At 63.8% G+C, this 16,898-nt stretch carries 17 protein-coding genes and 1 pseudogene; 10 read left to right on the forward strand and 8 right to left on the reverse strand.

Annotated features, from left to right (window positions below; translation table 11 throughout):
* Window positions 1-173 precede the first annotated feature (173 nt).
* Window positions 174-1,355 carry an MFS transporter gene (locus P6U24_RS30105; RefSeq protein ID WP_407156057.1) on the reverse strand — a complete coding sequence of 394 codons (1,182 nt, stop codon included), beginning with the start codon at window positions 1,353-1,355 and terminating at the stop codon, window positions 174-176.
* 62 nt (window positions 1,356-1,417) lie between these two features.
* Between P6U24_RS30105 and P6U24_RS30110 the strand changes: the two genes are divergently transcribed.
* The 3 genes from P6U24_RS30110 to P6U24_RS30120 all read left to right on the forward strand — a co-directional run bounded on the left by P6U24_RS30110 (window position 1,418) and on the right by P6U24_RS30120 (window position 4,250).
* A complete protein-coding gene (locus P6U24_RS30110; protein ID WP_407156058.1) occupies window positions 1,418-2,272 on the forward strand; it encodes an AraC family transcriptional regulator in 855 nt (284 codons plus the stop codon).
* Between the two features lie 90 nt (window positions 2,273-2,362).
* Window positions 2,363-3,709, forward strand: coding sequence for a malonyl-CoA decarboxylase (locus P6U24_RS30115; protein ID WP_407156059.1), 1,347 nt, complete (start codon window positions 2,363-2,365; stop codon window positions 3,707-3,709).
* A 250-nt stretch (window positions 3,710-3,959) separates the two neighbouring features.
* Window positions 3,960-4,250 (forward strand): DUF1330 domain-containing protein, encoded by a 291-nt coding sequence (locus P6U24_RS30120; protein ID WP_407156060.1) that lies wholly within the window; start codon window positions 3,960-3,962, stop codon window positions 4,248-4,250.
* A gap of 87 nt (window positions 4,251-4,337) precedes the next feature.
* On the opposite strand, the gene P6U24_RS30125 is transcribed toward P6U24_RS30120, so the two are convergent.
* From P6U24_RS30125 to P6U24_RS30150, 6 genes are all read right to left on the reverse strand, one after another.
* Complete coding sequence (locus tag P6U24_RS30125; RefSeq protein WP_407156061.1) at window positions 4,338-5,384, reverse strand: hypothetical protein; 1,047 nt, start codon at window positions 5,382-5,384, stop codon at window positions 4,338-4,340.
* 197 nt (window positions 5,385-5,581) lie between these two features.
* The gene (locus P6U24_RS30130; protein WP_407156062.1) at window positions 5,582-6,127 is read right to left on the reverse strand and encodes a hypothetical protein; all 546 of its coding nucleotides are present in this window, start codon (window positions 6,125-6,127) and stop codon (window positions 5,582-5,584) included.
* A 275-nt stretch (window positions 6,128-6,402) separates the two neighbouring features.
* Window positions 6,403-7,572, reverse strand: a complete 1,170-nt coding sequence (locus P6U24_RS30135) for a mandelate racemase/muconate lactonizing enzyme family protein (RefSeq protein ID WP_407156063.1) — start codon at window positions 7,570-7,572, stop codon at window positions 6,403-6,405.
* A 131-nt stretch (window positions 7,573-7,703) separates the two neighbouring features.
* The gene (locus tag P6U24_RS30140) at window positions 7,704-7,967 is read right to left on the reverse strand and encodes a DUF3297 family protein (protein WP_407156064.1); all 264 of its coding nucleotides are present in this window, start codon (window positions 7,965-7,967) and stop codon (window positions 7,704-7,706) included.
* Window positions 7,964-8,440 (reverse strand): glutathione peroxidase, encoded by a 477-nt coding sequence (locus tag P6U24_RS30145; RefSeq protein WP_407156065.1) that lies wholly within the window; start codon window positions 8,438-8,440, stop codon window positions 7,964-7,966. The genes P6U24_RS30140 and P6U24_RS30145 overlap by 4 nt, the downstream gene beginning before the upstream one ends.
* Before the next feature lie 2 nt (window positions 8,441-8,442).
* Window positions 8,443-9,834, reverse strand: coding sequence for an amidase family protein (locus tag P6U24_RS30150; RefSeq protein ID WP_407156066.1), 1,392 nt, complete (start codon window positions 9,832-9,834; stop codon window positions 8,443-8,445).
* 242 nt (window positions 9,835-10,076) lie between these two features.
* Between P6U24_RS30150 and P6U24_RS30155 the strand changes: the two are divergent.
* Window positions 10,077-11,227, forward strand: a pseudogene (locus P6U24_RS30155) (lactonase family protein).
* A 147-nt stretch (window positions 11,228-11,374) separates the two neighbouring features.
* Here the strand turns inward: P6U24_RS30155 and P6U24_RS30160 are convergent.
* On the reverse strand, window positions 11,375-11,632 hold the full coding sequence (locus P6U24_RS30160; RefSeq protein ID WP_407156067.1) for a DUF6894 family protein: 258 nt from the start codon (window positions 11,630-11,632) through the stop codon (window positions 11,375-11,377).
* A gap of 464 nt (window positions 11,633-12,096) precedes the next feature.
* On the opposite strand from P6U24_RS30160, the gene pqqA reads away from it, so the two are divergent.
* The 6 genes from pqqA to pip all read left to right on the forward strand — a co-directional run bounded on the left by pqqA (window position 12,097) and on the right by pip (window position 16,876).
* Window positions 12,097-12,177, forward strand: coding sequence for a pyrroloquinoline quinone precursor peptide PqqA (pqqA, locus tag P6U24_RS30165; RefSeq protein WP_012029362.1), 81 nt, complete (start codon window positions 12,097-12,099; stop codon window positions 12,175-12,177).
* Between the two features lie 228 nt (window positions 12,178-12,405).
* Complete coding sequence (pqqB, locus tag P6U24_RS30170) at window positions 12,406-13,335, forward strand: pyrroloquinoline quinone biosynthesis protein PqqB (protein ID WP_407156068.1); 930 nt, start codon at window positions 12,406-12,408, stop codon at window positions 13,333-13,335.
* A 20-nt stretch (window positions 13,336-13,355) separates the two neighbouring features.
* Window positions 13,356-14,111: a pyrroloquinoline-quinone synthase PqqC gene (gene pqqC / locus P6U24_RS30175; protein ID WP_407160644.1), complete on the forward strand. Its 756-nt coding sequence runs from the start codon at window positions 13,356-13,358 to the stop codon at window positions 14,109-14,111.
* A gap of 257 nt (window positions 14,112-14,368) precedes the next feature.
* A complete protein-coding gene (pqqD, locus tag P6U24_RS30180; protein WP_407156069.1) occupies window positions 14,369-14,677 on the forward strand; it encodes a pyrroloquinoline quinone biosynthesis peptide chaperone PqqD in 309 nt (102 codons plus the stop codon).
* Complete coding sequence (gene pqqE, locus P6U24_RS30185) at window positions 14,674-15,873, forward strand: pyrroloquinoline quinone biosynthesis protein PqqE (RefSeq protein ID WP_407156070.1); 1,200 nt, start codon at window positions 14,674-14,676, stop codon at window positions 15,871-15,873. Before pqqD ends, pqqE begins: the two co-directional genes overlap by 4 nt.
* Window positions 15,866-16,876 (forward strand): prolyl aminopeptidase, encoded by a 1,011-nt coding sequence (pip, locus tag P6U24_RS30190; protein WP_407156071.1) that lies wholly within the window; start codon window positions 15,866-15,868, stop codon window positions 16,874-16,876. The genes pqqE and pip overlap by 8 nt, the downstream gene beginning before the upstream one ends.
* Window positions 16,877-16,898: the final 22 nt, after the last annotated feature.

The following is a 16,898-nucleotide window of genomic DNA, read 5'->3' on the forward strand; positions in this document are numbered from 1 at the left end:
AAGATCCACCTCTCCCATCGGGAGAGGTCGGATTGCATCGACAGATGCAATCCGGGTGAGGGGTAACGGTCTATCGACGGAGTCGCGGCCCCTCACCCGCGCCTCCGGCGCGACCTCTCCCCAACGGGGAGAGGTGAACCGCGTACGCCGATCCCCCACCGGTTCCATCAAGTTCATCGCGCCCCTACGGGCGCCGGCACCTTGATTTCCGGCGGCAGGATCAGCGCGGCTGCGATCGCCAGCAGGCAGAGACCGGCAAAGGCATGCAGCATGGTGGCAAAACCGCCCTGCTGATAGAGCCACGCCACCAGGCCGACGGAAGCGCCCGCCGCGGTGAAGCCGACGAAATAACGCACGGCATAGGCGCGCGAGCGCCATTCCTCAGATGTATACTTGCCGACCATGGCATCGTTGACCGTCACCTGCCCGAACGCGCCCATCACGATGCCGATCGACACCAGGATCAGCGGCAGGTCGGAGAAGCTGGCGGCGAGGTAGAGCAGCGGCGCCAATATGACCGAGAGTGGCAGTGCCACGGTCTTCAATGCATGACGATCGAGAAGCCTGCCGATCGTGTATTGCGTCATCGCGCCGAACACATAGACGCCGGCGGCGATCAGGCCGAGCAGCGCCGGGCTTTGCGTCAGGCCCGCGAGCCGTTCGGCGAACAGCTTTGGCAGCGCCACGGTCACCGCGTTGAAGGTGGTCGAGATTGCGATCACGACAATCAGGAGCGACACCACGACCCGCCACATGTGCTCGCGGGCGACGCGCGCCTGCGCAGCCGCCTGCTTGGATCCCTTGCGATCCTCATGCACCACCAGCGCCGCGAAGGCCACACCGATCCCCATCGTGATCACGCCGGGAATGATGAAGGCAAAGCGCCAGCCGAGATATTGGCCGATCACGCCGGTGACCAGCGCCGAGGAGGCGACGCCGAGATTGCCGAACACGCCGTTGATGCCCATCTCGCGGCCGAGCTTGTCAGCATAGGAGACGATCATCGCGGTGCCCACGGGGTGATAGATCGAGGCGAACAGCCCGATCGAAAACAGCGCAACGCCGAGCTGCAGCGGGTTCGAGACGAAGCCCACCGCGATCATCGAGGCGCCGATGCCGAGATAGAAGATCACCATCATATGGCGCCGGCTCCAGCGGTCGCCGAGCCAGCCGGTCAGCAGCGAGCCCGCGCCGAAGGCGATGAAGCCCGGCGTCGCGTAAGGCAGCAGCTCCGCATAGGCCATGCCCAGCGCCGGCCCCATGATGATGACAGCGGCGGCGAAGATCAGCATCGCATAGTGGTCGATAAAGTGCGCGGCATTGACGAAGCCGATCACCCGGCTCGGGCTATTCATAAGGCGATTCCTCTGATGTCCTTAAATCGACTATAGTCGGCCATCCTGACGGGATGCCGCCAATGACCATCGTCGACGCGCCAATTCACCCTCTCCATCCTGACCGCCGCACCATTGAGACCGGCGTGCACCTGGTCGCGCGCAGCTTTCCTCAGGGCACGCGGCTCGATCCGCACATGCATCGCGAGGCCCAGCTTGTCTATGCGACCAGCGGCACGATGCAGGTGACGACGCCGAAGGGACTGTGGCTGGTGCCGCCGGATCGCGCTGTCTGGGTGCCTGCGAAGCTGCCGCATGCGATCGACATGCTGGCCGACACCAAGATGCGAACGCTCTATTTCGATCTCGATTGGCTGGAAGGCGAAGGCCATCGCGGGCGGCTTATCCATGAATTCGTGGTGCACGTGTCGCCCTTGCTGCGCGAGGTGGTGCTGGCCCTGTTCGATGGCGACGACGACCGCGAGCGCGCTAGCCTGCTCGTGAGGCTGCTCATGCGCGAAATGCGGTATGCCGGCGATTCCTCCAGCTTCATTCCGCTGCCCCAGGAGCCGCGCTGCCGCCGGGCGGCGCAGATGGTGCTGGCAGCACCGGCGGATGCCGACGACATCGACACCCTGGCGCGCAAGGTCGGCACCTCGGCGCGAACCCTGTCGCGACGGTTTGCCGCGGAGACCCGCCTCAGCTTCAAGGCCTGGTGTCAGCGCGCGCGGATCGCGGCGGCGATCGAGCGGCTGACGAGCGGACGCCACGGCTCCATCAAGCAGCTCGCCGCCGATCTCGGCTATGCCAGCGTGCCGGCCTTTTCGCACGCTTTCCGTCAGGTGACCGGGAGATCGCCGACCGAATTCGCGGCGCAGGAGGAGCCGCGGCGCATGCACGCGCGCGCGCCGACACCCGCCGCACCGATGCGGTCTTGACCGAACCTTAAGCTTGATTGTGACCAGCTTTGCCATAAATCAGTGTAACGTTAGCCGAAGCCGATCACTGGGGATTCGACGAAACATCAGATGGCCAACGCCTTTTTCACCGACCTGCTCTCCACCATTTCCGAGCGCGGCCGCACCCTCCTCGGACGCGGCCATACACCGGCCATCAAGCATGACGCCCAATCCCTGGCCGAGCTCTGCGAGGCGCTGGTGTCCGGCGCAGGCGAAGCCTCCGGCACCGCGATGGCGCGCGACGTGCTGGACGGCTATCACGATCTCGATGCCGAAGGGCAAAAGGCGTTCTTCACTGCGCTGGTGCACAATTTCGGGCCCGACACGGCCAAGCTCGCCAAGGCGATCGAGAGCTGGCGCGCCAAGCCGACCGACGAAGGCGCCAGCGCGCTGCATTTCGCCTCCGAGCCGCGGCGGCAGGAGCTGATCCGCCGCCTCAACCGCGCGCCGGGCGGCACCGGCGAGCTGGTCGCAATGCGCACCGACCTGTTGGGATTGATGAAAGGCCATCCCGAGCTCGCCGCGCTCGACCGCGACGTCGTTCATCTCTTGAGTTCTTGGTTCAACAGGGGGTTTCTCGTGCTGCGCCGGATCGATTGGTCCACACCTGCCAACATCCTGGAACAGATCATCCGTTACGAAGCGGTCCACGAGATCCATGACTGGGACGATCTGCGCCGCCGCATCGATCCAGTCGACCGGCGCTGCTATGCCTTCTTCCATCCGGCGATGCCCGATGCGCCGCTGATCTTCGTCGAGGTGGCGCTCACCGAAGCCATCCCGTCGGCGATCGCGCCGCTGCTCGCGGTCGACCGCCAGCCGGTGCCGATCGATCGCGCCCGCACCGCCGTGTTCTACTCGATCTCGAACACGCAGCGCGGGCTTGGCGGCATCTCCTTCGGCAATTTCCTGATCAAGCAGGTGGTGGAGGAGCTGCGCCGCGAGCTGCCGAAGCTCGACACCTTCGTCACCCTGTCGCCGGTGCCGAACTTCATGGGCTGGCTGAAGCAGACCACCGAAATCACCGACGAAGATCGCGCGGTGCTCAAGCTGCTCGACGAGCCGAAATGGTTCGAGAACAGCGAGACCGAGGCACAGCTCCGCGCCATGCTGGAGCCGCTGGCCGCCTATTACTTCCTGAAGGCGCGCACACCGAAGGGCAAGCTGATCGACTCCGTCGCGCGCTTCCATCTCGGCAACGGCGCCCGGCTGGAGCGCATCAACTGGCTCGGCGATCTCTCGCCCAAGGGCTTGCGCGAATCCGCGGGGATCATGGTCAACTATCTCTATCGTCTCGACGACATCGAGAAGAACCACGAGGCCTACGCCAATGAAGGCGAGGTTGTCGCCTCCAGCGCGGTGAAGAGGCTGCTGAAGCCCGAGGGCCGCCGCTTGCTGGATATGCGGCTGTCGTAAACTTGTTGAGCCTTTTGACACTGTCATCGCCCGGCTTGACCGGGCGATCCAGTACGCCGCGGCATCTCAGTAAAGCACGACCGTCTCTGGGATACTGGATCGTCCGCCTTCGCGGACGATGACGGCCGAGATGATGATGCGCAGTTCGTAGCCCGCATGAGCATAGCGACATGCGGGAGCGACTTTCCCGGATATCGCTGCGCTCATCCGGGCTACGCTTCGTCTGAAGCGCAACTACCGAGGCAAACGAATGAAAGCCTACCTCGTGCTCGACTTGACCGTGAACGACATGGACGGTTTCAGGGAATACATCGCTGAAATTCCTGCCTACATCTCCAAACATTCAGGGCAGTACATCGTCCCAGGCGTTCAGCCGACGGTCATCGAGGGGGATTGGAAGCCCGAGCGCGTGGTCATCATCGAATTCCAGACGCGCGACAAGGCGGAAGCGTTCCTAGCCGATCGTGAGATTCAGGGCCTGTTCAACATCCGCCACACAACGTCGACGAGCAGGCTGCTGCTCGTCGACGGCTGCACGTAGTTAGCCTGGTAGCCCGCATGAGCGCGCGACATGCGGGACCTGATCATCCCGGATATCCCTGCGCTCATCCGGGCTACACTCACCTTATTAGCTTCCGCTCTGCGGCCGGAGCCGCAGCAGCGCCGGCGGCAGGTTGGCCGATAGCCAGGCCGCGATCGCGTCCTGCTTGCGGTGATAGGCGAGGCCGGAAGCAACGACGGCGATGCCGATTAAGGACAGCGCGAACGGAAACATCAGGGAGTCCTTGAATACGTCATAGGCCAGATAGCTGAGATAGAGTGTAATGCCGAAGGTGCCGAACACGGCGTAGGCACGCCGCATGATGACGACGGCGATAAGCAGCAAGCCGACATTGAACAGGCAATAGAGCGCAGGATTGCCACCGCTCGAGGCAGTGATGCCGCCCCAGAAGGTCATCAGTCCGAACAGATGCAGCCAGAAGCCGAAGTCTCTGCTGCGGCTGCGATAGTCGACGATCCAGGCGATCACGAGAATAGCAAGGCCGAACCACACCGAGACCCGACGGCGTGTCTCGAAGTCGGCATGAGCGGCATTGGCGATCCAGGGCGCCAGATCCATCGACATGAACCACAATGCGACCGAGATGATCGCGACGATGAAAGGCACGCGATAGAAGCGCAGCGCAATGGTGCCGGCGACCACCGTCGCGAGCTCCATGAAGATCCAGCTGCCCTTGATCCAGACGTAGAAGTCGTGGACCGTGCCGGGCCTGCCGAACCTGCTCCACCAGCCGAGTTCGTCCTGGATGCCATAGACCGCGAGCGGCGCCATCGACACCGCGATCGCGATCAGCAGCCCGCCGGGCACGCGCAGGCCTTTGCGCCAGAGGTGATCGCCGGCGAAGCTGAACGCCACCGCATAAGCGATTGCGCTGGCGATCAGCGCGCGTCCGCCCATTTGCGAGAACGCGAGCGTCGAGAACAGGCCCATCGCGCCGATCACGATCAGCGCACCTGCATACCAGAGGAGATGCGCGACATCGAACTTCGCGGCTGGCGCAGCGCGGCCTTGCGTGGTGACTTGCGAGAGGTAGGCGAGCAGCCGCTGCAGATCCGTCTCGCCGATCACACCGGCGACTGCGGCGGCGCGAAGATCACTTTCCGAATAGGACATGGGCATCATCTCCTCGCAGAGTGCGCGGCGGCGGCGAGCGTCGTCCGCGCGCTCCGATTATCGGGAACTGGAGATGAGTGTATCGGATCTTGAGCGACGTTCAAGCGATATTTGAGCGACGCTCAAAAAAGAACACAGTGCGGAGTAATTTGATACCGTTATTTTCGGGAATGCCTACCGCGACGCCGTACGTTCGATCATCTTCTTGCTTTGGCGAACTCTACGCCTCGCGCCGCCAACGCCTCCGCCAGCTGCGGACAGCGCTCATCCACCCACCCCGCGCATTCCTCGGGAATCACGCGGATGCCACTATCGACCATCCTCACCAACGATCCCGGGACCCACGAGACCAGATATTGGGTTCGGCTATCCTCATAAAGGTACGCGACCCATGTGTCCCAAGGCGGTACGTTGTCGGACGTGAGAAAGCCCTCCGTTTCGGCCTCCGCAACGCCGCATGCCAGACTATCGTCTGGAAACAAAGCAAGCAGCCGGCCTTGAAAGCTGTAGATCTTCTGAAAGGAGATTTTGCTGCCCACGAAGGTTCGGCGACGACGCTGATCAGCGACCGACTGAACCCAGGCCTTGCGGCTTGTGCATGCGAATTCGGGCGCGACATCAGCGCTTCGAAATGTCGCAAAAGGCGACCACGGTCTCGGACGCGATCCGCACCAGGCGGCGGTCTCTGCCAGATTTTGGAAGAGCTCCTCCAGGGAGTGGCCGTTCTCTCGATCAAGGTCCATGGTTTTCTCGCGCAGTTATCATCTGCGCGATGGTAACATCGGCGGACTAAGCTCGCATCTGCTGATCCGCATAATGAAGCTGTAGTTACGCTGCTCCGCAGACGATGCGTCATGACAATGATGGGCACGTTTCGCTTTGCGCATCGCCTACGCGCTACCCACGAGCTTCGTCATTGCGAGGGGTTAAGCGACGAAGCAATCCAGACTTCTCGGATGATTCCTGGATTGCTTCGCTTCGCTCGCAATGACGAGATAGCGCAATTATTACTTATAACCTACGCCGCGAGCGCCTTCATCTCGGTGTAGAGATCGGACTTGCCTTCAAAACCGACACCGGGAAGGTCGGGCATGGTGATATGGCCGTTCTCGACCCGCACGCCGTCGGGGAAGCCGCCATAGGGCTGGAACAGGTCCGGATAGCTCTCATTGCCGCCGAGGCCGAGGCCGGCGGCGATGTTGAGCGACATCTGGTGACCGCCATGCGGGATGCAGCGGCTCGGCGACCAGCCATGGGCCTTCAAGACTTCGAGCGTGCGCTGATATTCGCAAAGGCCGTAGGACAGCGCGCAGTCGAACTGCAGCCAATCGCGGTCCGGGCGCATGCCCCCATAGCGAATGAGGTTGCGCGCATCCTGATGGCTGAACAGGTTCTCGCCGGTCGCCATCGGCCGCGGGTAGAATTCGGCCAGAGCAGCCTGCAGCGCATAGTCGAGCGGATCGCCGGCCTCCTCGTACCAGAACAGCGGATAGTCGCGCAGCATCTTGGCGTAGGCGATCGCGGTCTCCAGATCGAAGCGGCCGTTGGCATCGACCGCAAGCTGCGCATCGCTGCCGATCTCCTCCAGCACCGCCTCGATGCGGGTGCGGTCCTCGTCGATCGAAGCGCCGCCGATCTTCATCTTCACGACGTTGTAGCCGCGGTCGAGATAGGAGCGCATCTCCCCGCGCAGCATCGAGAGACCCTTGCCGGGATAGTAGTAGCCGCCGGCGGCATAGACGAAGACACGCGGATTGGCGGTGAGGCCGTGACGCTCGGCGAGCAGGCGGAACAGCGGCTTACCCGCAATCTTCGCCACCGCATCCCACACCGCCATGTCGATGGTGCCGACCGCGACCGAGCGCTCGCCATGGCCGCCGGGCTTCTCGTTCGACATCATGGTCGCCCAGACCTTGTCCGGGTCGAGATTGTCGCCGCTCGCGTCAAGCAGCGTCTTCGGATCGGCTTCCAGCAAGCGCGGCGCGAAGCGCTCGCGGATCAGCCCCCCCTGCCCGTAACGGCCGTTGGAATTGAAGCCGTAGCCGACCACGCGCTTGCCGCCCTGGACCACATCGGTGACGACGGCAACGAGGCTCGTCGTCATCTTAGTGAAATCGATATAGGCGTTGCGGATCGGCGACGAGATCGGCTTGGTGACTTCGCGGACGTCGATGATGCGGACGGACATGGGGTGGGCTTTCAACGGCAGACGGTGATCGGGCCGTCATTGCGAGCGAAGCGAAGCAATCCAGAGTCCCGCTGAGAACGCTGGATTGCTTCGTCGCTTGCGCTCCTCGCAATGACGGTGGAGAGCTCGCGTCAGGACGTCTCTTTATCCCGGAAGTACGGCTCGACCGGGCCGTGCACCTTGATGGTCAGGGGATTGCCGTAGCGGTCGCGGGCCGTGCCGGCGGGCACGCGGATCCAGCCCTCGCTGACACAATACTCCTCGACATTGGTCTTCTCGACGCCCTTGAAGCGGATGCCGACATCGCGCGACAGCACCTCCGCGTTGTAATAGGGGCTCTTCGGATCGACCGACAGGCGGTCCGGCAATTCGTTCGTCGTCTCGTTCTCGCTCACAGCAGCGCCTCGATCTCTTTCTTCAATGCCTCAGGTTTGGTGGTCGGCGCGCGACGCGAGACCACCCGGCCCGACCGGTCAACCAGGAATTTGGTGAAATTCCATTTGATCGCAGATCCCAGCAGGCCCGACTTCTCGCTCCTCAAGAACTTGTAGAGCGGATGCGCCGCCGCACCGTTGACGTCGATCTTGGCGAACATCGGAAACGTGACGTCGTACTTGCCGGCGCAGAATGCATCGATCTCGGACGCCGTTCCCGGTTCCTGGCCGCCGAACTGGTTACAGGGAAATCCCAGCACGGCAAAGCCCTTAGGCGCGAACTCGCGGTAAAGTGCTTCCAGGCCGCGATATTGCGGCGTGAAGCCGCAGGCGCTCGCGGTGTTGACGATGAGCAGCACCTGGCCCGCGAAGCGCCGGATCGGCACCTCCTCGCCGGCCAGCGAGGTCGCGGTGAAATCGTAGAGGCTCGACATTTCTAACCGACGGGATCGATTGGCGAGGGCGGTGTGCCGCCGGCCTCGATCGCCTCGCCTGCGGCAAGGCAGAGGTCCTCGCGGAAGCGCTGTGACACGAGCTGCACGCCGACGGGGATGCGGTCGACCAGGCCGGTCGAGACGGTGAGCGCGGGAAGGCCAAAGAAGGGAATGGCGATCTGCGTCAGCTGCGCGTGCCAGACGCGGGTGAAGGACGCCTCGTCCTTGCGGTCGAGCTGGTCGGCGAACGGCAACTCGCCGGAGACCGGCATCAGCACGACGGGATACTTCTCCAGGAACAGCAGCCAGTCGCGGGTCAGCGTGGCGCGGCGTGTCAGCGTCTGCGACAGGTCGAACGGAAACACCTTCGCACGATTGCCGCGCAGGCAGGCCAGCGCGCCGGGATCGCCCTCCTTCTCGGCCAGTGCCAGCTGCGCCTCGTAGCCATCGCCGAGCCATAGCCTCGTCTGCAGCAGCGCCGCCTCCTGCAGCGGCGGCGTGTCCTTGATTTCCTCGACAATCCAGCCGGCGCGCTCCAGCCGCCCGGCGGCATCGACCACCGCGGCCATCACCTCCGGCACCGGATTCAAACCGTCGGGATTGACGCAGAGCGCCACGCGCCTGGGCAGCGGCGGGCCTTCGAGCGGCACCGGCATCCACCAGACATCGCGCACATCGCGCGCCGCCATCGCGGCCAGCGCCAGCCGGATGTCGGCAATCGTGCGCGCCAATGGTCCCGAGACCGCGCTGATCTGCGGCCCGATCGGGCGCTCCGGCAGCGCGGTGTTGAAGGCTGGAATCCGCCCGACCGTCGGGCGCAGGCCATGGATACCGCAGGCATAGGCGGGATAACGGACCGAGCCGGCGATATCAGTGCCGTGGCCGATATGGCCGATGCCGGCGGCCGTCGCCGATCCCGCGCCGCCGGAGGAGCCGCCGGGCGTGATGCCGGGATCGCGCGGATTCCGGGTCGTCCCATGGATGAGATTGCTGGTGAACCAGCGGTAGGACACGGCCGGCGTGTTGGTGCGGCCAAGGATGACGGCGCCGGCCTTGAGGAGATTGTCGACCACCGGATTGTTCACCGTCGCGATGGTGTCGCGCTGCAGCTTCAGGCCGTTGGTGGTGGCAAAGCCGGCCTGGTCGACATTGACCTTCACGGTGATCGGGACGCCGGCGAGCGGCCCGACGCTCTCGCCTTTCGCGATCGCCGCATCGACGCGATCCGCCTGCCGCAGCACGTCGTCAGGGCGATGATCGATCACCGCGTTGATCCTGGGATTGACCGCGTCCAGCCGGGCCAGAGCCGACGTCGCGGCCTCCCGGGCGGACACCTGTTTGGATGCGATGCGAGCGGCGAGGTCGGCGGCCGACAGGCGCCAGAGATCGGTCATGGGCAACTCCGTAAACAACGGCGTCTTTTAGCGCGCGAGAGAACGCGGAGAAAGCGACACGTCCCGGCCTTTGCGGCAGACGGCTATGCGTCAGCGGTCAGAGGCAACCGCGAAATGATGGGCACCCACCGATGCTATTGCTGAATTGATCCATACGGAATCAATCTTGGCTAACCTCGACAATCCACTTTAAGACGACAATCCACTTTAAGAGCTACAACAAACAACTTCGGGGGAAACGCATGCCGGCACCAGGCACATTCATCGCGACATCGCTCGTTCTTGCCGCTCTCGCACTTGCGGCTGATACCGCTGCGGCCGAGACCTTCACCTATGTCGGCAACGCGGCCAGCAACGACATCAGCGTGTTCAAGCTGGATGCTAACAGCGGCGAGATGACAGCGGTGCAGACTGCCGCTCTTGCCGGCATCGAGAAGCCGGGTTCGTCAACGCCGCTCGCGGTCAGCCCCGATCGTCGCGTGCTGATTGCCGGTGTCCGCTCGCAGCCCTTCACGGCTGTCAGCTTCGCGATCGCCCCCAAGACCGGCGAACTCAAGCACATTGGCAACGGGCCGCTGGCCGACAGCATGGCCAATATCGCCTTCGACCACACCGGTAAATTCCTGTTCAGCGCCTCCTATGGCGGCAACAAGGTCGCCGTCAATCCGGTTCAGGCCAATGGCGTGGTCGGCGCGCCTGCCCAGGTGATCCCGACCGGCCTCAATGCGCACGCCTTCCTGCCTTCGCCCGACAACCGCTTCGTGTTCGCAACCAATCTCGGCTCCGACCAGGTGCTCGCCTTCAAATTCGATGCCGAGACCGGCAAGCTGACGCCGGACGAGGCTGCCACGGTGAAGACGCCGGCGAAGTCGGGCCCGCGTCACTTCATCTTCCACCCGAACGGCAAGTTCATCTATCTCTTGCATGAGCTCAACGCGGATCTCGCGGCGTTCGCCTATGATGCCGACAACGGCACTTGGCGCGAGACGCAGCGGATGACCACCCTGCCGCAGGATTTTTCCGGCAAACCTTGGGCTGCCGACCTCCACATCACCCCGAACGGCCAATTCCTCTATGCGTCGGAGCGCGGCTCGAACACGCTGGCCGCCTACAACAATTCCTCTATGCGTCGGAGCGCGGCTCGAACACGCTGGCCGCCTACAAGGTGGATGCTGCGACCGGCCAGCTCACCAGCATCGAGAGCGTGCCGACCGAGACCCAGCCGCGCGGCTTCAACATCGATGCCTCCGGCCGTTACCTCGCCGCCGTCGGCGAACTCTCCAACAGCATGACGGTTTATGGGATCGATCAAGCCAGCGGCCGGCTGACCAAGCTGAAATCCTATCCCGTCGGCAAGCAGCCGAACTGGGTGGAATTCGTGAACCTGCCGTGATGGTCAACTGCGCCGCCTAGAGCCTTTCCGTTCCGATTGAATCGAAACGGGGCTCTAGCTTTTTGTTTCGACGCGTTTTCTTGACGCGAACCGGTGTTCACTTCGCTTGAAAACGCTCTAATGCACCGCAACGTGCATTGAGGCGGCTTAGTGCCGTGTCAGCGACTGGGCGGGCATATCGAAGATCGCCTCGGAGAACGGAAACTCCAGCACCACGTCGCCCTCCTCGTCCGTCACCTCGATCACGGCGGACAGCAGCGCCGCATTGGCGCCCTCGGTGCGCAACAGCTCGCGGATCATGTCGCGCGCGACTTCCCAGGCGCGGTCCGGATTGCGCAACATCTCGCCATCCGTGTCGGCGACCAGCTCGTCGCCGATCCTGGTGTTAAAGAAATATCGGGGCATGGGCACATTCCAATGGGGTCGCGCGCTGGTGCGGTGAATCTGAAGTTCCTGGCGGTCTTTGCCGCGACGCCGCCATAGGAACTGCAAGTCCAAAGCCGCTCCAGAACCTCAGGCGTCTGGTGCTGTTTTGCTTCCGAAGTTTGCAACAGCGGCTGCTGCGAAACTTCGGCAATCGAGCACCAGGATTCAAAGCTTCTTTCATCTCACAACTGCTTTATTCGGTTCACTTTCCACCACAGCCTACGCCGGGAACAGCATGGCGTTGCGAAGGCTTCGGTCACGAATTCGTTCATTTGACGGCTGCGATGGCGAATTGAGGACATCACCTTCGCACCTGCAAAATCAAACCTGCAAAAATCAAACCGGATCGTCAAAACTAAAAGATTCCACTGGCGAACTTTTCATGGCGCGGTAGTTTAATGCTGAGGACGGAAATGTCCCGCACACGTTAGAGGGAGAGGACAATGGCCTGGAAAGCACCGAAGATCGTTGAAGTGCCGGTTGGCATGGAAATCAACATGTATGCCTGCGCTGCCCGCAAATAAATCGCGGGTGTGACGTCATTGCGTAGCCAGTCACGGTTCGCAGGGCGTCTTCAGCTATCAACGTCTTGAGGGTGGGCGGCTGAGCGGCGCGTGTGCCAGCCCCGTGCGCAAGTTCGCCGTCCACCCTCGACCCGCCGAGCGCCTGCGTGTTACGCGCAAGAGCGGAACATCGTGCTCGGCTGACCTCGGTCAGCTCATCTGCAAGAGACGGTTTCCGAGAGACAATTCATGCTTCGCGTCGTCGTCCTGGGCGCTGCCGCAGGCGGCGGAGTACCGCAGTGGAATTGCGGCTGTGAGATCTGCCGGGCCGCACGCAACGAGCATCCCGCGATCAGGAGCACCCAAGCGTCAGTTGCGGTCAGCAATGACGGCGAGCACTGGTTCCTGGTCAATGCCTCGCCCGATCTGCGCCAGCAGGTGACGTCGACGCCGCAGCTCCATCCCAAGCGAGGGGCGCTGCGCCATAGCCCGATCGCGGGCGTCATCCTCACCAACGGTGAGATCGACGCGGTCACCGGGCTGTTGTCGATGCGCGAGGGCTCGCCGTTTGCGATCTACGCCCATCCCAAGGTGCTGGCGATCCTGAAGTCCAACAGCATCTTCGACGTGTTGCGGCCAGAGCATGTGCAGCGCGTCGCCATCGAGGTCGATACCGCATTCGAGCCGCAATTGCCGGGCGGCGCGCGTTCCGGGCTCGAGATCCTGCCGTTCGCGGTCGCAGGTACCAGCGCCTGGTACCTTCGCGGCAAGGAGCATCCGGGCGGCGGCGCCTCGACCGGCGACACACTGGGGCTGAGGATTGCGGACAAGGCCAGCGGCAAATATCTCTATGTCATCACCGCCTGCGCTGGCGTCGATGACGCCCTGAAGCAGCGGCTCACCGGTGCGCCGCTGGTGCTGTTCGACGGGACGGTGTGGCGCGACGACGAGATGATCAGGGCTGGACTCGGCAACAAGACCGGCCAGAGTATGGGACATATCGCAATGTCCGGAGACGATGGCGCGATCGCATCGCTCGCGGATCTTGGGATCGGCAGGAAGATCTTCCTGCACATCAACAATTCGAATCCGGCGTGGCTGCAGGCCTCGCCCGAGCGGCAGGCGCTGGAGCGCGCGGGATGGCAGGTCCCGAGCGAGGGGATGGAGATCGTGCTGTGAGTAACGTGGACTTAAGCGGCATGACGGCGCTGTCGATCGGCGCGCATGTCAAACTGAACGACGCGGCCGAACTGGAAGCCGCGCTGCGCCACATCGGCGCGACGCGCTACCACAATCTGCATCCCTTCCATAAGCTCTTGCACGGCGGCAAGCTCAACAAGGGCCAGGTGCAGGCCTGGGCACTGAACCGCTACTATTATCAGTCGACGATCCCGATCAAGGACGCGGTGGTGATCTCGCGCTTTCGCGATCGCGCCACGCGGATGGAATGGCGGCATCGCATCGAGGATCATGACGGCGATGTCGGCAGCGAGGGCGGCATCGAGCGCTGGCTCAAGCTGACCGAAGGCCTCGGCGTGCCCACCGCATACGTGGAATCGACCGAAGGCATTCTTCCCGCGACGCGCTTTGCGGTCGAGGCCTATGTGCATTTCTGCCGCGACCGCTCGCCGCTGGAGGCGATCGCCTCCTCGCTCACCGAGCTGTTCGCGCCTGGCATCCACGAGGAGCGCATCTCCGGGATGCTGCAGCACTACGACTTCGTCAATCCCGACATTATGAGCTATTTCAAGCGGCGCCTGACGCAGGCGCCGCGCGACGCCAATTTCGCGCTGTCCTATGTCAAGGAGCACGCGACCACGCCGGAGCAGCGCGCGGCCGTCTGCAACGCGCTGATCTTCAAGACCAACGTGCTGTGGGTGCAGCTCGACGCGCTGCATCACGCCTATGTCGATGGCCATATCCCGCCCGGCGCCTTCGTGCCGAAGGAGGGTTAAGCAGTGATCCTGAATCGCAGCGCAGTCATACGAGGCACTCTGCCACCCTCCCCTGGAGGGGAAGGGTCGGCTCACATCGAGCGCAGCGAGAATGTGAGGCGGGGTGGGGTGATCGTGCGGCGAACACGGTGCCCGATAGCTTCACCCCACCCCGCCTCGCTTGCGCTTCGCTTAAGCGAGCCGACCCTCCCCCTCCAGGGGAGGGTGCGAGCGGTGGATGCCGCGTCAACTTCGCCTCGCCCTGAAAGATCGTAACCATGGTGCCGCGCAACATCCAAGTCAGCGAACAAAGCCGGCCGGTGCTGCCGCGGCATACCAAGCTGCGCTATGACGAGACGCGGCAGGTCTGGGTGATCCTGGCGCCGGAGCGCGTGCTGGCGCCGGACGAGATCGCCGTCGAGGTGCTCAAGCTCTGCGACGGCGTGCGCAGCGTCGCTGACATCGCGGACGAGCTGGCGGCGAAATATGCCGCGCCGCGCGACGTCATCGCAACCGACGTCGTCGCCATGCTGCAGGACCTCGCCGACAAGGGATTTCTGACCGAAGTTCGGGAGAAGACCTCATGACCGAACTCACCGAAACGAAACCGCGCAGCGATGAGAGCGATAGCCTCGCCGTGCTGGAGGCTCACGGCTCGGTCGCCGAGACCTATGGCATTCCGCTTGCGGTGCTGCTCGAGCTCACGCATCGCTGCCCGCTGCAATGCCCCTATTGCTCCAATCCGCTGGAGCTCGATCGCGCCGGCAATGAGCTGACAACGGCCGAATGGAAGAAGGTGCTGACGGAGCTCGCCGAGATCGGCGTGCTGCAGGTGCACTTCTCCGGCGGCGAGCCGACCGCGCGCAAGGACCTGGTCGAGCTGGTGCAGCACGCGACCGATGTCGGCCTCTACACCAATCTGATCACCTCGGCGGTGCTGTTGACGCGCGAGCGATTGCAGGCGCTGGCCGATGCTGGGCTTTGCCATGTGCAGATCAGCTTCCAGGGCAGTGAGGCCGTGCTTGCAGACCGCGTCGGCGGCCACAAAGGCGGCCACGCCAAGAAGCTCGAGGTCGCCCGCTGGACGCGCGAGCTCGATCTGCCGCTGACCGTGAACGCGGTGATGCACCGGCAGAACCTGCATCAGCTGCCTGATATCATCCAGATGGCGGTCGATCTCGATGCCGACCGGCTGGAGGTCGCCAACGTGCAATATTACGGCTGGGCGCTGAAGAACCGCGCCAGCCTGATGCCAACCTTCGCGCAGCTCGAGGAGACCGACCGCCTGGTCGAAGAGGCGCGCGAGCGGCTGAAGGGCATTCTCACGATCGACTACGTCGTGCCCGATTACTACGCGCTTCGGCCGAAGAAATGCATGGGCGGCTGGGGCCGGCAGTTCTTCAACATCTCGCCCGCGGGCAAGGTGCTGCCCTGCCACGCCGCCGAGAGCATCACCGGGCTCGAATTCGAGTCCGTGCGCTCGAACCATTCGATCGCCTGGATCTGGCAGAACTCGGACGCCTTCAACCGCTATCGCGGCACCGGCTGGATGAAGGAGCCTTGCAAGTCCTGCGAATTCCGCGAGATCGATTTCGGCGGCTGCCGCTGCCAGGCCTTCGCGTTGTCGGGCGATGCTGCCAACACCGATCCGGCCTGCACCCTGTCGCCGCTGCACGAGAGCATCTTCAAGCAGGCGGAGGCCGATGCGGCGTCCGGCCAGGACCGCTTCGTCTACCGTAACTTCGCCGGCGGCACGCCGGAAAAGGATGATGCTGGTGCCTGACGCCGGAGCGGGACCTGCAGCGTCGCATCGCGCCGATCCGTTCGCGCCGCTGACCTCCGAATGGCTGCGGGTCTCCGGCGGCCATGAGATCTATGTCGAAAGCGTCGGCCGCAGCGGCGGCGTGCCCGCGGTCTATCTGCATGGCGGCCCGGGCTCCGGCTGCCAGGCCGATCACCGCCGGCTGTTCGATCCCGAGCGCTTTCACGCCGTGCTGTTCGACCAGCGCGGCGCGGGACGCAGCAAGCCGAAGGGGAGCCGCATCAACAACACCCTCCCCGATCTCGTCGCCGACATGGAGGCGATCCGCGAAGGGTTTGGCTTTGGACGCTGGATCGTCGCGGGCGGGTCCTGGGGCGCGACGCTGGCGCTGGCCTATGCGCAGGCGCATCCCGACCGCGTCGCGGGCCTCGTGCTGCGCGCGACCTTTCTCGGCATGCGCGCCGAGGTCGAGACGGCGTTCGGGCCGACGCTCGCGCGCTTCTATCCCGATCTGCACCGCGATTTCCTCGATATGCTGCCCGCCGAGGAGCGCGGCACCCCAATGGACGCCTATTGGCGGCGCATCCTGGATCCTGATCCCGCCATCCACGGTCCTGCCGCGCGTGCCTGGCACGACACCGAGCGGGCACTGTCGGAGCTGAAGCCCGGCCGCACCAGGCTCGACCGGCTCGCGGTGCGCTCCGGCAATGCCATGCCGGCAACGCCGTTCATGGAGGCGCATTACTTCCACAACAATTGCTTCCTGGCACCCAGCCAGTTGCTACGCAATGCGGGTGGGCTCGCCGGCATTCCCGGCATCATCGTGCAGGGCCGCTACGACCTGCTCTGCCCGCCGTCGACCTCCGCTGCATTGGCTGAGGTCTGGCGTGAGGCCGAAATCCGTGTCGTCGAAGCCGCAGGTCACAATCTTTATGATCCCGGCATCCGCGATGCGGTCATGAAAGCGATCGCGGATATGGCGGCGCGGACGAGTTCGCGGCAATATAGCGTTCAGATGACGTGACGGTCTCCACCCTCCCATTGGA

The sequence above is a fragment of the Bradyrhizobium sp. STM 3557 genome, from assembly GCF_045571465.1.
Lineage (GTDB): Bacteria > Pseudomonadota > Alphaproteobacteria > Rhizobiales > Xanthobacteraceae > Bradyrhizobium.

Bases quoted from the DNA above. Each gene is read 5' to 3' on its own strand.
- P6U24_RS30115 (WP_407156059.1), top strand. From the start codon at position 2,363: ATGGCCAACGCCTTTTTCACCGACCTGCTCTCCACCATTTCCGAGCGC.
- P6U24_RS30150 (WP_407156066.1), bottom strand. From the start codon at position 9,834: ATGACCGATCTCTGGCGCCTGTCGGCCGCCGACCTCGCCGCTCGCATC.
- pqqB (WP_407156068.1), top strand. From the start codon at position 12,406: ATGCTTCGCGTCGTCGTCCTGGGCGCTGCCGCAGGCGGCGGAGTACCG.
- pqqE (WP_407156070.1), top strand. From the start codon at position 14,674: ATGACCGAACTCACCGAAACGAAACCGCGCAGCGATGAGAGCGATAGC.
- pqqD (WP_407156069.1), top strand. From the start codon at position 14,369: ATGGTGCCGCGCAACATCCAAGTCAGCGAACAAAGCCGGCCGGTGCTG.
- P6U24_RS30145 (WP_407156065.1), bottom strand. From the start codon at position 8,440: ATGTCGAGCCTCTACGATTTCACCGCGACCTCGCTGGCCGGCGAGGAG.
- P6U24_RS30105 (WP_407156057.1), bottom strand. From the start codon at position 1,355: ATGAATAGCCCGAGCCGGGTGATCGGCTTCGTCAATGCCGCGCACTTT.
- P6U24_RS30135 (WP_407156063.1), bottom strand. From the start codon at position 7,572: ATGTCCGTCCGCATCATCGACGTCCGCGAAGTCACCAAGCCGATCTCG.
- pqqA (WP_012029362.1), top strand. From the start codon at position 12,097: ATGGCCTGGAAAGCACCGAAGATCGTTGAAGTGCCGGTTGGCATGGAA.
- pqqC (WP_407160644.1), top strand. From the start codon at position 13,356: ATGACGGCGCTGTCGATCGGCGCGCATGTCAAACTGAACGACGCGGCC.
- P6U24_RS30125 (WP_407156061.1), bottom strand. From the start codon at position 5,384: ATGTCCTATTCGGAAAGTGATCTTCGCGCCGCCGCAGTCGCCGGTGTG.
- P6U24_RS30110 (WP_407156058.1), top strand. From the start codon at position 1,418: ATGACCATCGTCGACGCGCCAATTCACCCTCTCCATCCTGACCGCCGC.
- P6U24_RS30160 (WP_407156067.1), bottom strand. From the start codon at position 11,632: ATGCCCCGATATTTCTTTAACACCAGGATCGGCGACGAGCTGGTCGCC.
- P6U24_RS30120 (WP_407156060.1), top strand. From the start codon at position 3,960: ATGAAAGCCTACCTCGTGCTCGACTTGACCGTGAACGACATGGACGGT.
- P6U24_RS30130 (WP_407156062.1), bottom strand. From the start codon at position 6,127: ATGGACCTTGATCGAGAGAACGGCCACTCCCTGGAGGAGCTCTTCCAA.